Origin of the sequence: Pseudomonas sp. Sample_10 (assembly GCF_004321495.1) — a bacterium.
Classification (GTDB): domain Bacteria; phylum Pseudomonadota; class Gammaproteobacteria; order Pseudomonadales; family Pseudomonadaceae; genus Aquipseudomonas.
In genome coordinates this window covers 37,694-53,214 of record NZ_RCOE01000194.1, presented here as the reverse complement: position 1 = coordinate 53,214, position 15,521 = coordinate 37,694, and the positions used below count along the sequence as shown (strand labels likewise).

Here is a 15,521-nt window from a genome sequence, read left to right as displayed (position 1 = left end):
ACTCGGTAAATCGCTGCGAGCCCGCCGGGTCGTCGTGACGGATCAGTTGGCCGCACTGGTTGCGCTCAGCAAATTCATCGCCATTGTCGGCGTAGGTCAGGCGCTCGACGGTTCTGCCGACCGCTCCCCGGGCTTGCTCATCAATTGCAGTCGGTCGTTGTTGTTCGTCGAACTTGTGCTGCCAATGGCTGCCGCGCCCGTCCCACCGCTCCAGCACTTGCCCTGCCTCACCCGGTAACCCGAGATGCCACCCGGCATCGACACTGTCCGTCAGCAGCACCGCTCCCGAAAGGCTGTAAACGGTGGTCAGGTTCGGCGTTGCCGTGGGTGCCTGAAAGCGTGGGTCGCGCTGTGCCACCAATCGCCCGGCGACGTCATGTTGCCCAGCGGTTACCCTGGTCTCGGGGACAAGTTCGCTGACGTCCCGCCGACAATACCCGACCTGACGCACCGCCAGGCCACGACCGTCGATGACCGCCAGCTGCGGGGTATGCACATCAACACTTGAACTCATTTACCTGTCCATGGTGATCGCCGTTGTTCGGTTGGAGGTGGATCGAACAGATCGTTCTCATCGAAGGCGATGGTGTACCAGGTACGGTAATGCTGTTGGCGGCGTAACGGCTTTGCCTGCGGCGGATCGCCTTGAAGCATTTTTTTCGCCAGCACGGTTTCGGTCGGTCGGCCTGCCGCGTCGTAGAACTGCCGATCGTGGAAGGCGTGCTGACGCATCGACCGGTCATTGATGTAACGCGGCTGGTCGGCGAAGTACGGCCGATAGCTCCGCACTTTTTCGCCCTTGTTGTTGTACTCGACCGGTTCACTGACCCGCCAGCGGCGCGGTACCTCGGCCTCTTTCGGCTTACCGTCGAGGTTGAGGATCAACTCGCCGTTTTCGTCGACCAGCCACGATTTACCCGGCTCGACCTCCTGTTTGGTTTGCAACGTCCGGCCGAAACCGTCCAGGCAAACGATGCTCACCCGGACTTGCATCTCGGCATCGTCGGGGTAGCGGTCGGCCAACAACCCCACGCTATACACCGGTTCTCGATGGGCGGCGTCGATCTGCGCTTTGAGAATCTGCTCGTTCGCATCAGGGTTTTCCAGACCTTCAAGGTGCTGCCGTGCCCGGTTGCAGAGGTGCCCGCTGGGCAGCACAAAACCTTCAGCCTTGGCCCACGTCATCCAGTCGGAGGATAGCGCTGCAGTCCGGGAGACGCGGCCCATCCAGCTGAAGGTGTCCCAGAAACTGGCGCTGGCAAATCTGCCAATGGCGGTTTTCGGATCGGCGATGGCAATCGCGGGGTCGCGGTCTGGCGGCGCTTCGTAAGTTTTCAAAGAATCGAAGCCCACGGGTTCGCCGAATTCCGTGCCGCGAAAACTGGTCACCAGCGGTTCACCGAATGCGCTGTAACGGGCTTCCTGGATATTGCGATTGGCGTCCTCGATTTCCGCTGGCAGAAATGACCGGTAGTCAAAGTTGTGGGCTAAGGTGGTACAACCATCCGGCAGCGTGACGGATTTGACCAGGCACCAGTAGTCGTCGTAGGCGACTTGGGTAGGGCCGTGGCTTCGGGTTTCCTGATACTTCACGACGTTATAAAAGCCGTCCAGTTCAAGGTAGACCGGGAAGCCTCGGTGTACCGACCACAAGTAGTCTTTCGCGTCGTCCGAATCCAGCTTCCCGCGCGTTTTTTCCTCGGGCAGAAACCGATTCATGATGTGGTAACCGACCTCGGGCGACTCGAGTTTTTGCTTGAGGTTGAAGTCCTCATAACCCGGAAATTCCTTGAGCCTGTCGTAAGCGCTCAGGGCGACCTCGTCCAGTTCCGCTGTTTCCACATAAGCAGGCAAGGCTTCGAAAGTCGCCTTGCCCGGGGCCAGCACCTGATCGCCGTCGGAGTCCATGTAATGCTGCAAGGACAAACCGGTGAGCACTGCTGTTTTCGCCCACTCACCATCGTCCTTGCTCCATTCGAGGACGTTTTCATGGTTGATGGTTGCAGGGCTCAGTGCTGATTTCTCCAGCACCAGCGCATTGCTGCGCTGCTGGTAAGGCAAGCCCAGGCGCCAGGCCTCAGGGTTCGGCCCGACTTCACCCTGATGGTGGATATGTTTTGCCTTGGTCTGCGTCAGGTACCAACATTGTTGGGCCGGGTCATGGGCATCTTTCCACCAGGTGTTCTGATATTCGTCACTGAACGGCGGCGTGTCGTCGACCGTTGTGCGTCGAGCGTAGTTCACAGCAAACGCATGAATGACGAAGCCATACTGATCCCATTCCAGGTTGAGCGTGTGCTGGCACAACGGATCATCCTTGAGCTGCGGCTCATACTGATAACCGATCGATTCCAGATCCAGAGGCTGAAGCACTGCGTAGGGTTGATGTTCACCTTTGGAGCGCAACACCCGCACCAAATGGCGATTTTCCTGTACGACATAGGGCACGGCCGTCAGCGGGTCGTCGTCCGCCGCATAGACTTCCGTACGCAACACTCGGCCACTCAGGCAGCGGGCGATGTCGCGGGCGGTTTCCTCGTCGGGTGCCAGGAGTGGTTGAGCCGCGTGATCGTTGAAGTGGTAGTTCTGCAGCACGGTGGGTTTGAGGGGAATGGCCAACGCATCGAGCGCGTAGTAACCGTCCCGCGGCAAGTCGATGGACTTGCCGGTATGAAACCAGGTCTTGCTCAGGATCGGTGCGGTAAAACCTTCAGTCGCGCGTTCCGCGGCAGTGGCTTCGGTGTCGGTCTGCAGCAGCAAGCGAAAGCCACGGAACTCTCGCTCGAAGCGGTCGTAGTAGCCGCCCCGGTAGGCGAATCCCTGGGTCAGTCGATTGCCGGTGATCTCATCGACTTGGGTTTGCCGGCTCACCAGATGCATCGCGAACGGCAGTTGAGATAAGGGGTTTTCTACCCCGGCGCCGATCTGCTCCTGCTTCTCGTCCAGCCACTCCTGGGCTGAACTGCGGTAGGTCACGCGACTGCTGGCGCCCATGTTGTTGCAGGTGGCGTTGACCAGATAAGGTTTGGCCTTGACGAAGTCGTAGCGCCAATGCCGTGGCTCCATGTACGGCACCGTCAGGATCACACTGGAGCAACCCAGCCCTTGCAGGTCGGCGGTGCTGACCTGGCAGAGCCGGTCGTGGCACACGCCTTCGGGCCAGGGCAGGTCGACGGAGGTCTGCGCAAAACCGTTACCGGCCTGGTTCATGAACACCCGCAGACGATCAGGCTCCAGGTAGATCAGGTCAGCTGCCCCCGAGCCGTCGAGGTCGGCCAGCAGCACCTGCGAGGCATTGAACTGCGCGTAATCGAAGGGCAAGGCACACAACACAAAGCCCTTGCCGAAACGCCCCTGCCCCAGGTTAGCCCAACACTTGACCTCGTTGTGACGGATACGCACCAGATGCGCCTGCCCACTGCCGAGCACATCGGCGAAGGCCACCACCTCGGTCGGCGTATTGCTCAGCAGCGGCAACTCATCGTCGTCCTGCGTTTGCTCGCCCGTTTTATCCGGATGGGGCACATCGATGCCGTCAGCAAACCCCGCCTCGCGACGATTGGCATACAGCCGCACGCTGCGGGTGCCGATCAGTGCGACATCGCTCAGGCCGTTACCGACCAGATCGGCCATTTGCGCCATGGGGTGGAAAAACTCGCTGGGGAAGGCATCGAAGGTGACGAAGTCTGTCCAGTTTCGATCCGGGTCGAGGGTGAAAAATCCGCTCATGCCCGGTTGGGTAATCACCCAGTCCAGCTTGCCATCGCCGGTCAGGTCGGTGAGAGACTGGCGAACCGATTTGCCGCTGTCGGCCACCGGGATGTGCTCCAGCAACTTCCAGTCGCTGTAGCCGACATCGTCACCACCGGTTTCGGCGCGCAACGGTTCACGGTAATACCAGGCCTTGTCAAAACGACACAGCACGCCCGGCATGCCTTCTCCGTACAGGTCCACCAATTGATAGCGCTGACCGTCGTTGAGCCCGGGCATGTCCGGGAACCGGGTCCAGCCTTGAGGCGGCTTATCAAGTTCGCAGGCGTTGTAGCTGAACTCCATCGGCGGCCGGCTTTCGACCTGCCCCAGGCTGTCATAAGCCTGGAGGTGAGCGGCCGTCAGGTGGTTGTAACCCAACGGATTGGGCCGGTGCTCCAGCAGCAGGCGCTGGACCAGCACCGGTGTGTCACCCAGTTCTGCGGGGAACTCATGAAACATCAACACCTGCCGGCACAGACGCCGGGTGCCGAGTTCAAAACCATAGGCGTAGTTCCAGAACGGGTCGCTGCGTTCGGGCCACGTCAAGGGTTCAGCAAAGGTGGGCGCGGCCTCAAGCGTTGTGCTGCGCTCGCCATAATCAAACACCAGGTGAAAGTGCCATTGCTGGTTTTTCCAGCTGTCGGCAACCCAGGCATACAGGTGCGGATGGGCACTTGCATTGCCGTAGCACACGCGCTTGAGGTAGCGCTGCGCACGGTAGTCACGCAGTTGCGGCGGCGCGGGAGCATCCGTTTCGGCCTTGTACTCGTAGACAATGTGTTCGCCTCGAGTGTTGAGGCTTTCGTCGATCATCCAGACGCCGACGTGCGTCCGGTTAACGGGATCAGCCCGGCGTGATTGTTCGGTTTTTCCATACACATGCAGAGTGCCATCCGCACCATGGATCAGCCAGAACCCGGCTGCATCCGCGGTGGTTGACCAGTGCTCAATCAGCGCGAACTCACCCTCGACCCGCGGACAGTGACGCACCACCCGGTGCTCGCCGCCCAGTGACACGCCATTGTAAGTGGTTGCGGTTCTGAAGATCAGCGAGCCATCGGTTTCACTGCGTTCGGGCATCCACACGTCACCGCCCGGCCCCATCACCTGATCGTTGCCATCATAGATCGGCACGCCTTTGGTGGTACGCAAGGTGATGGCATTGACCGTCATCCGCCAGCCAATCCCGAACGGGCTGTTGCCGACATCGCTGCTGTAACCCAGCCCCAGCGCCGGGGCGAAGCCGCGCCCGGGGGAAATCGGCAAAGGTAACTCCAGTGACGCCGCACCGCTGGTACCCACCGCGCCCCAACCCTTGCCGATGCTTTGGATGGCGCCGCCGCCTTTGGGGAGAGAGGGGGGGGTGATTTGAACAGGAGATTGCTGCTGTTCGTTCATAGCAAGCCCCCCTCCCGTCTGGCCGTATAACTCACATGCACGATGATGTCGTTGAGACGGTCGAGCATGGCACTTTGGGCATCATGGTTGGGGAAGGTCAGGGTCCAGCTTGAAATCGCTCCTGTGTATTCGAACGGCAGGTAGCGCTCATCCTGGAAGTTGAGCTGGAACTGGCCGTTGTCATCGACACCATGAGAGAGGGCGATCTGCTGGCTCGCCCTCAGGTTTTCTTTCAGAGTGCCCTTGGTGGCGGCCATTTCAACCTTGCTGCTGTCCTGTTGCAAAACCGCGCAGATATCTTCATAGGGCCCGACCGTGACGGGCAGGGTCACGCTGATGGTCTTGATCCGTCGTAGATAATGATTCTGGCTCTCGTAATCGTCGTCGAACATTTTTTGCGTCAGTTCGAATTTGCAGCTTCCGTTCTTCAGATCGGTCTTGATATCTGCCCAGGTTTTGTTGATTTTGGAAGTTGAATCTTTGTCCCTCAGCCCTTTCAGTGACACGGTTTTCCTGATTTCCAGATCCCGTTTATTGTTCTTCAGGTACTCGGCATACATCTGCTGAAGGCTCATTTTCAGCTCTTCCCCGGCACCCAAACCGCGGTAGGTGGAGTTCCATGCTCCGGGCCGGATAAAGGTCTTGGTGAAATCGCCCATTTCGTATTGCCAGCAGGCCTCAGCCATCTGACACAGCGATTGTGCGGTGTTGTAGGCGGTGTAGTAGAAGCTGGCGAACTTGCTGTTGAGCCAGTCATAGGTCTGGGACTTGCTGAAGCGGTTGCTGCTCAGCAAAAAGTCATGGGTGGCCTTGGCCTGATTCAACGCAGTCTGCGCCTGGCGCAGTTGCAGTTGGGTGGCGATGTGTTGCGCCTCGAAAACCTCGAGTTGTGCCTTGATTTGTTCGGCTTCAAGTTTTGACTGATCGCGGGCCTGGGTCCATTCCTGGTTGCGACGGCGGTATTGTTCAGTACGCTCCAGTCCTTGACTCACAGCGCTTGCCAACGCGCTGCCACCGAAAGCCATAGTTGCGGCGCTGTTACTTGCACCTTCTGCTCGCTGCCCTCCTGCTATGAAACCAGCGGCGCCGCCCATAGCACCCACGACTAAAAAAGCACCAATTATGTTTGGTGCCGTTTTTAGTGTTTCACCAGCAGCCCACTGTGATTGGGCGACGCTGTCTAGGACACGGGATGTAAGAGCCAAGCCTAACGCTGCTACTTCTGTCGGGCTGGTGCCCTCCTTAAGCAATGCCTCGTAATAACTCACTCGTCCCTTCACGATCGCCTGACTAGCCAGCAACGCTTTGCGATTGGCTTCGTCGATCTTCCCCGCCTGGACCTGAATATCCACCGCCACTTTCGCCAGATTCCAGGCCTGCTGCTGTTGCAGTTCCAGGTACTGCGCCTGTTCTTTGCGTTCGATCAATGACAGCAGGGTCGCACCGAACTGGATCACGTTGTCCACCGCATTCTGCGCAAGGGCGAACATGAAGCTGAAGCGGTAATGCGGAATTTGTGGGTTCAACAGGCGGCTGAGGGCCGCACCGGACAAGCCCTGGCCCCACGCAGCGAGCAACGCGCGCGGATCCAGTGGTGCGGCGAACAGCGGCAGGTTCAGGGCATTGCCTGCCATGTCGAGGTTATGCCGCAGGTTGTACAGCCGGCTCTCGGCCCGCTCCCAGCGCTGGATCAGCTCGGGGTTGAAGGGGCGGCGCAAATAGGGATTATCCGTGCTCGACAGGGACGAATCATTGGCGAAAGGCCGCAGGCACAGCAACGGTGCGATCTCCGAGCCCGGAGCTTTACCGATACGCAAGGGTGGATGTTCCTGAAGGTCCCGCTGATGGGCGATCAACTGTTGTTCGAACCCACGCAGCTCCTCATTGCGGGTGTCGCTCAGTGTCTCCAGACTTATCGGCGCCCAGTCATCGACCTGCCGGACGTCCGGGCGTCTGCCCAGTAAATCCAGGATGTGAACATAACGCAGCTTGGCCTCCGCCAGGCCATCGGGTGTCAATTCCCCATAGGCCTGATCGGCCTGGTTGCTCTCGATATCGATGTAGAGCCCATACAACGCCTTGCGAAAGTGCACAGGGAAACTGAGGCCAATCTGGTGCGGGTCGTCCGGGTACAAAATCGCCTGGCTGGGGTCCACCGGGCCGGGCCAAACCGGCTCCATCAACGGCACTGCCTGCCAATAGCCGGGATGCCCCGGGTCAACACTTTGCCGCGCAGGATCGAAGATAAAGGACAGCCAGTGCCGGGCTTGGTCGTATTGCTGTTCTTCGTTCAAGCGGTAAGCCACCAGCCATGGCAGGTACAAGAACAGCTCAAGGAAATACAGGTAATACGCGCCCGAGAAGTCCATCGGCTCCGCGCCAATTCCGTTGGGGATGGGCGGTTCTGTCCGCTGTGTCTGGGTTTCCCAACTGAGCAATGGCTCGATGCCGGACTCGGCGAGTTCGATCAAGTGCCGGGCGAAGGTGGTGTTCATGCGGATGGGAGCCCGAGATGCCGTTATAGGTTTTTGTCCGTCACTGAACTCGATACTTGAACCCATGAAATCGATGAATTGGGCCTTGCCCAGAGACGGGCTGTCGCCCAAGGACGGCTTAACCAGGCTGTTGATGCTCGGTGCTACCTTTGGATCTGTATTGAGCGCCTGACCCCAGCCAATGGTCAGCATCTTGAGAGCTCCGCCAGTAACATTTCTGCGAACTGTTGCAAAGGAGGGCGTAAAACTAGTTTGCTCCTCACGGATCAACACGCCATAAATAAGCGGAATGACTACATCATCGGGCCAAGTTACCTGCCAGCCTTCAGGTCGGTGTGTGGTCTGATCAATCGAGAACTCATAATACGCAGTATCATCCGTAGATAAACTCTTGCTGTTGTAGGCGGGATACAGCGACTGCATCTCCTCGAATTTCAAGGGAGCGGTGAGAGATGCGACATCCGTGGGATGTCCGACGAAAAACTGGTAGCCGACAGGTTTGACCGATGAGAAGAATATAGGTGCAGCAAGGGGTAAATTCGCCGAACGGCTGCACCAGAAGTCTGTAAGAGAGAGGCTTTCTGGGTTCTCCAGTAGCAAACGGAGCATTATCGAGCTGGCGTTTTTTCCTACGAGCGAGGCGGAACCTCCTTTTTTAGTGGCGGGGACCGAGAAATTAGTGGGGTTGTTGCTGCCATAATCAACAACAAGAGATCTTATGAGGTCCGGTTTTCCGTTGAAACAAAACGCAGCATCTTGCTGATCCATAAAGTCAGTATCAATGGGCTCTATGCATGACCCCTCAAGTAGTGGGACCCAACCCCAAGGCCAAGGCCAGGCTGCAGTAAATGATGAGCTGAACACTAACGTTACTTTTATAATTGGCGCGTTTTGCTTATCGGTTACAGTAAACGTAAGGCTAGTGTTGTCCGGAAAGCCTCTATTCAGCTTTACTGTCAGCTGGATCTTGGAGTTGCTTCTGTCATAAACCAGCTCAACATCTTTGCTGCTCGTCTTGATCCAGGACTGACGATCGCCGAAATCCCAAGTGTCTTTTTCGTTGTCAGGTAGAAATGGCGTCATAGCACCGAATACTTTAGTGCCGGTTGGTAGCCAGTATTGAAAACGGCCAGCATTTTTGTTGGCATTGGCGAAGATATAACCGATAAACAAAACATGCGCCTTGCTCGGTTCGTTATCCCTTGGTTCGAGATCCACTGTGGCTGGTTTGACATTGGGAACAACGCCGAGTGATGGGAACAACGACGTCACATGGAAGTTCTTGTCGATTCGCACGGTTCTTAGAAAATCGTACTTGTCATTATCACCTGAAGTATCCGGTTCATCGCTGGAATCGGGCTGGTAGTTTGAATACAACATCAACACCATCGACTCAGGTGAAGTCGAGTGGTCATACACGGCGATGGTCTGGGTTTCGCTTTCGATTTGCTCCCGCGTCTTTGCAACCAGGGCAGGTGTTTGGCAATAGCTTTCGATGTAAACCCGTGGCGTACTCCAGGAGTCATCGTATTTCTTGTAACTGGCGTACAAACGGAACCGCGGATGAACCTTGACGGACAGGTCCGCTTTGTTTTCGGGCGTGGGCGCGATCGCGTCCGAATCCTGATACTCCACCTCGGCCCAGGTCACGAACAGGCGGTTGTTGAACCAGCACGGGCGGATCGTGTGCTCCAGCGCCTTCTCCGAAATCGGCACATTGGCTCGTTTCCAGTCTGACCAGGCATTGGGCAGAGGTTTGTCGAACTTGTCGGGTGTATCGCCGGCCCTTTTTGCAGGCCTTCTCACCGGACGCTGAGACATGTCCAGTGAGCGCCAGTAATAGGCGTTTTCGGCCGGGGATTTGCCAATGAAGTAATACGTGCTGTTGGCGAAATCTTCTCCGTCAATGTAGCCATTGCAAACTTTCAGGTTGGCAATTTCTTCGAAGCGTCCGAGGTAGGCCAGCACCGCTGTCTGCACGGTATCGGGCTGGATTTGCGCCTGATTGATATCGTTTTCCAGTTGCTTGAAACTGTCTGTCTTGGTCAGGCGCAGGGTCGGGTCCAGGTAAATGTCCGGGAAGTGATGCAACTGCTGGATGGCCGCCCAGATCGGGTATCGGTTCAGGCCGTCGCGCCAGGTCTTGGTCTGCTGGGGCGTGAGGCTGTCGTCGCTGTAACCGGGCTCCATGTTCAGCATCATGCTGTTGACCAGTTGCTGCAGGCTGGCAATGGCACAAGCAACCGGGCTGGTGGGCACATTCTGGCTGACCAGTACATCCAGTAACCAGTACTCATAAAGGTCGTCGCCAGTCTTGATCTGGTCGACCAGCTTCTGCTCAATCAGGTACGGATCGCTGGGCACGGCTTCGTGCAAATACAGCGCGAGCATCGCGTCACGCAGGGCTTCATTGAGTGGGGCATCGAAGGCAGTCGTCATGATCGTTCCTTAAACACTCGCAGGTGAGGAGTCGGCGGCAGGGCTGGCGGCCATGACGGCGTCACCCACGGATTTCCAGGCATTCAGATTGCTCTGGTCGTTCAGACTGGTGGCTTGCAGCAGCGCTTTAGCGCTGAGGCCGCTGGCTTGGCAGGTCGCCTGGCAACGACGTACCCAGTCCACCTGCGCCATCGAAACGGCGCGTTTTTCGGAAAGAATGCCGGTCAGGGCCGCGATCTCTGTTTCCGGCCATTCCAGCAGCCGGGCCAACGCGCCGTTGGCGGTTTCGCTGGCGATCTGGCGCAACGCCTTGTTTTTCAGTTTGGACGTGGGCGGGTTGGCGAGGCTGAAGTAGCTCAATACGGCATCTTCCGACTGGCGCTGGCTATGGAACCAATGACTGAAGCGTTCAAACAGATAGAGGTCGCTGAGCGTGGGCTCGCTGTTGGTTAGGGGGAATTGACCTAACCAGCTCGGGTTAACCAGGAACAGGCGTAACGCGCTGTTGCTCAAACGCAGACTCAGGGCGATCTCGGCATGTCGGGATACCAACTGGAAGCGCTCGATCAACGTCGGGCTAACCTCATCCGCCCCTTTATCGAAAGTCGCTGCGAGGATGCTGTAGACCGAGGAATTGGCCCAGTGGATGACCGCAACACAGAGCTCTGGTGGCAGCTTGGCGCGTTCCTGGAACAACCCTTCGAGCAACTGGTTTTGCCGATCATGCGCGCCGAGCAAAAGCTCGATGAGTTTTTCCTTGCAGGTTTGTTTCACCAACTCTGTTAATCCGGCGGTTGCTCTGAGCAACGTGTCGAGTTCAGGCCCCAACCAGGTAAGCGGCTCGTCGAGCAGTGTCAGTTCATTATCGAGCCCAGGTAAAAGTCCGTCGAGATCGAGCAGACCGTTGTTTTCCAGCAATGCATACCACTGAGTTTCAATCCCGGTAGGAGGCAACCCCAGTGCTGCAACCTCGGCTTCGGTCACCACGCTGCGACCCGTATCCTCTTGCAACTTGGCCAGACGCTTGAGCAGGTCATCGGATAAAGGCTCGGGCTCAAGCTCAAGGGGTTGCTGATGGTCGTCAGGTTCATCGGCGGCTGATGAGTGCACTGCTTGTGGCACATTAGGCCCTAACCGTCGTTGCAGATCCGCGACGGTCTGTTGGCTCTCCTTGAGCCACTCGACAGCCCAGTCCAGTTGCATCAGCACATCGAGGATGTCCGGGGTGTGCGGGTTTTGCGGGGTTTCGGGGGGTGTTCGCGGGCTCAGGCGACCGCTGGCCAGTGCTGTTTTGTATTTTTGACCACCCAGCAAACCCGCCAGCATCAGCAACTGCGCAACCGAGTAACCGAAGAGTCTGGCGATCCGGGCCTGGCGATAGAGCGAGGAGACGGTGGGAAGGTCACGCTTGAGAACCTTCACGTGCTTTAGTGTCAGTTCGGCAATCAGCAGCAAGGAGTCGTCGGTGAGATCCAGGTGCAGGCCGAAACACAGTTGCGCCAAGGTTTTCTGGACGGCAGGATCGGTAGAAGCCATGGTGATTGGCTGTTGATCGAGAACCAGCGGCGTATCGAACAACTGCACCCGGTTGAACACCCGATCGAACAACGGCACCTCACTTGTACCACTGGCATAGGGCGTGAGGTCGTGCATCAGCGCGGCGAACTCCTCGGGATCAATGCCATAACGCTGGTTCAGGTACTGATAGACCCCCAGTGCGCGCAGGGTGTTTTCGTTGAGTTCCATGCCCAGGTTGTCTGCGCCCTCGGCCCGGATCGCGCTGATGATCAGGGTGTCCAGTTTCGCAAAGGGAATGTTGCTCCAGCGTTGCAGACGGATCATCCGATGCAGGCGATCAAAACGATCGAGCGAAGTTTTGGTCAGGCGCCAGTATTTTGCGTCCCCCTGCTCGACCTGCTCCAAGCCCATGGCATTATCGAACTGATCGCGGATGATTGACTGGGGAGTGGGTGGCGATACGGCGTCATACAGATCAGCGCCGGTGCCGGTACCATTGACGTAGCAGGCACCGTAGTGATTGGCGTGGGGGAACGGCAGTTCTTTCGGATTGCCCGCAGTGACTGTTACACCATCGCGTTGCAGGTTGGTGCTTGGGCAGTTGGGCGATAACCTTACCGCGTACCGCTGGCGGGACAACAGCATTTCGACCTGTTCGGCGTTCAGTCCTGTGCGATGCATGAATTCGCTCAAGTCAGCCAGGTGCCATATTGTCGAGTCATCGGTCACGACAACACCATACGAACGTTTGAAGAAGTCTTGTTCCACGGTCGTCAGGGTGTATCGCTCGTCCAGTGTGAGGGTGAAGCGTTGCCGAGACAGATTCACCGGTGCTGCGACGGTGCCGGTGGCGGTAATCATGTTGAACGTGGCGGTGTAGCCGGGCTCGGCAGGTGCAGGAGGTGCCGGATTGGCTCTGATGTGAGAGGTGGTAGTCAGCGCTGATGCTGCGTGTAACTTATTAAGCAACCACTTACTGTCGAGGCTAGGCGTCATGGAGTTCAGTTCCAGACTCACTGCCTCCAGACTCACTTCAGCTATTTTTTTCTCCGTCGTACTGAAGGTAACGGGGACAACGTTTTTCCCTGTTGCGGTGGCTGTGGGCGTATGTGCTTCGGGGGCAACAGTACCGATGCCCTCTTGTTCCAATGGCAGCAAAAAACAGTTCCCCATTGGCGTATGAGGGCTGAGATGGGTACTGCCTGCGCTCTTCCAGCCATTCGTCAAATCACTTCTGGTCAAATAAAAATTGCTGAACACCGAGGGTTCAATCAGCAAGGCCTGCTGCTGTGGGCTCAATCCCGACATCAGCCGCTGCGCTTGCAATACCGAATGTTGCACACAGCCATAGTTGTTGGTGGCTTTCTGTTCGATGGGCAGTGACAGGCTGGCGCGGTAATTCAACTCCCCCAGTCTCGGCTTTTTCCCGGATAACCCCAGTTGGCATTGATGGTGATAGAAGTGGTAGGGCAATTCGAAGGGGTAGCGACGCTCGCTCAGTATCTGGTAAGTGGGTTTGTTTTTATCTGCCCCATTGCTATCCAGATAAATTCGCAGATTGCTGCCCAGCACCTCATTGACAATTTCCAGCATGGGCCTTGGGGTAAAGGTGCTTTCCTGGGTAATCAGCAGGTCCTTCAGGTCGGGACGGCGTTGATCCAGCAAAATGCGCTTGGGATCTTCGCTGGTTGCTTCCAGCTGCTGGATAAACACCCGAAGTGCGCTGAGGTAGGCCACCGGTGAATCGATGGCGGCAATGGCGCCGACCTTGCAGAACTCGTCCCAGTTTTCCTTGAACAGATTGGGAAAGGTGGGCCCCAAAGGAACAAGCGAGCGCACCCCGCTGCGCTGGGCCAGTTGCTGGAAGGTGCCGGATGACGTCTTGTACTCCCGGTACAAGCGCGCAATCAGGGCTGCGTAACCCATGGCATTGTCATACGCCAGATCGGCATCGGCATCGCTGTGCCTGGAAAGCTGCCGGGCGAACGCCGACTTGGGCAGACGAACAATATCGAACACTGAGGTGAAGCCCATTTTCTGCATGGCCGTTTCGAAATCGACCCGCCCTTTTTTCGGCAAATCGCCGGTCACAGCGAGCGCATTCATCAGTGAGTTATTGTCGACGGCCATATCCGTATTTCTCCTGCCAAAAGGAATGGGCATTGATGAGCTGCCCGGCAGGAACAAGCTAGCGATAAACAGGTGAGGTGTAACCTGTCATACCTGACAGGTTGGTTGATTTTCTTTAGAATTAATAATTTAACTTTCCGATGTTGTTATTGCGATTTCAAATCGAATCAATTCTATAAAGTTATGTGAAATCGGCTGAAATCAGGCTACGACGTAAAGCAATAATTCAAAGCTGGTCGGGACATTCTGGGTCAACCACTGGTCAGAACTGTCATTTATGACAGCTGCACCGGTGCCGATAAAAGTCTACAAGGCGCTCTATGAATATCCAGTGTTACGTCATCGAACATCTTATGGAGCGCAAACAGCATGATTGACGACAACGACGACGAATCTGCAAAGTCCCTTTGGCCAGGCCCAATTCTCTCTTTTCCAGACCCGGATCCCATTCCCGGTTTTTATGTTCATGCGCGTGTACCAAATGGATACGAAGGTGCTAGCGAATGGCGGCTCCAATTCTGGGGTAGTGCGGAACCTCACTACTGGCATGGTCGTGGCGATCGCGTTTTATGGCTAATTCCTACATCAGCTATTCCCCCCGGGCAATTTCGATACAAATGTGACTATAAAAATTCCGGCATTTGGAGCAATTGGACGGAAGCGCCATGGTTCAATATGCCTACAAATAAGCCTGAAATCTCCCGCGTAACTATTTCTACCGATAGGAAACCCACCGTTAGCGGAACCTATGGGCATAGTTCCGCTTATCTTGAAATCTTCTTTTCCGGGGGCATCGGTGGAGCCCAATTAACCAAGACTCTTACATCAGATGGCAGTTGGTCAGTTTCCGCCACCACGGCGTGGCCCATCGACAGACACATCATAACGGCGAAACAAACCTTTAAGGGGCAGCCCTCAGGCTGGGCAGTTGACTACCCCTTTGAAATCAAACCACCTCAACTGGGTATCAACCAGCCCGCCTCACCAGCGGAGCAAAACCTGGCCATCGGCGGCAACGGCCTTTATGCGGGTGCTACCGCGACAATGCTGGATTCCAGCAATAATCGAGTGCCGGGGACGTTTACGCCGAATGGGGAGAGATGGACCTTCACCCCCAACCCGCTCTGGGCGCCGGGAGAAAGAACGATAAAAGCCGTGCAGACCTTTAATGGCGTGGAGTCCACACCAAGCGTTGCGCGCACATTCAAAATTCGCCCCCCCCAGTTGCCTGCGATCAGAGTCTCTCATCTCGACGGGGGTATCGTACGCTTGTCGGGTACAGCCTTTAACGCTCAGGGAACGCTGGTTCACATTCACTACCAGGGAAATAATCCGGGCCCCTTTCCAGATGTACCGGTTTCAAACGGCAACTGGTCAAAGGACATCAGTGGCCTTGCGCCTGACAGATACTCCTTTGATGTTCAGCAGAGTGTGCCCGACGCCAGTGGTGGCCGAATCAAATGCACGGCCTGGACCAACGTATCGGTGATAGTGAAACCACCCAAACCCTCCATCACTCCACCACGTATCCCGGCCGCGGCGAAACAAGTGCTGACCGTTACCAATGTGTATTCCGGCACTGTAGCGCTGGCGATGTTCACTGAGGCGGGCACCACGGTAGCCGGCGACTTTATCGGCAGCGGGACTACCCGCACCTTCACCCCGACGACAGACTGGCCGCTGGGCACAAAGGTCACGGTCGTGCAGACAGTGGCCGGCGTGTCATCCGACCCCAGCGAGTTGTGTACGATTGCAGTGAAGCCACCCCAGCCGGCGATCAAGCCCCCC

4 protein-coding genes and 1 pseudogene are annotated in these 15,521 nt (G+C 56.9%); 1 reads left to right on the top strand and 4 read right to left on the bottom strand.

Annotation, left to right across the window (positions count from 1 at the left end):
* From D8U18_RS19080 to D8U18_RS19065, 4 genes and pseudogenes are all read right to left on the bottom strand, one after another.
* Window positions 1-514: pseudogene (locus D8U18_RS19080) on the bottom strand (RHS repeat protein); the annotation flags it as partial.
* Window positions 511-5,151, bottom strand: a complete 4,641-nt coding sequence (locus D8U18_RS19075; protein ID WP_131108171.1) for a SpvB/TcaC N-terminal domain-containing protein — start codon at window positions 5,149-5,151, stop codon at window positions 511-513. The gene D8U18_RS19075 and the pseudogene D8U18_RS19080, both read right to left, overlap by 4 nt.
* Window positions 5,148-10,085 carry a neuraminidase-like domain-containing protein gene (locus D8U18_RS19070; protein WP_131108170.1) on the bottom strand — a complete coding sequence of 1,646 codons (4,938 nt, stop codon included), beginning with the start codon at window positions 10,083-10,085 and terminating at the stop codon, window positions 5,148-5,150. The genes D8U18_RS19075 and D8U18_RS19070 overlap by 4 nt, the downstream gene beginning before the upstream one ends.
* Before the next feature lie 9 nt (window positions 10,086-10,094).
* The gene (locus D8U18_RS19065) at window positions 10,095-13,733 is read right to left on the bottom strand and encodes a Tc toxin subunit A (RefSeq protein WP_131108169.1); all 3,639 of its coding nucleotides are present in this window, start codon (window positions 13,731-13,733) and stop codon (window positions 10,095-10,097) included.
* Between the two features lie 369 nt (window positions 13,734-14,102).
* Here D8U18_RS19065 and D8U18_RS28770 point away from each other — a divergent pair.
* Window positions 14,103-15,521 (top strand): hypothetical protein (locus tag D8U18_RS28770; protein ID WP_177435038.1); only part of this gene is annotated, 1,419 nt, incomplete at its 3' end.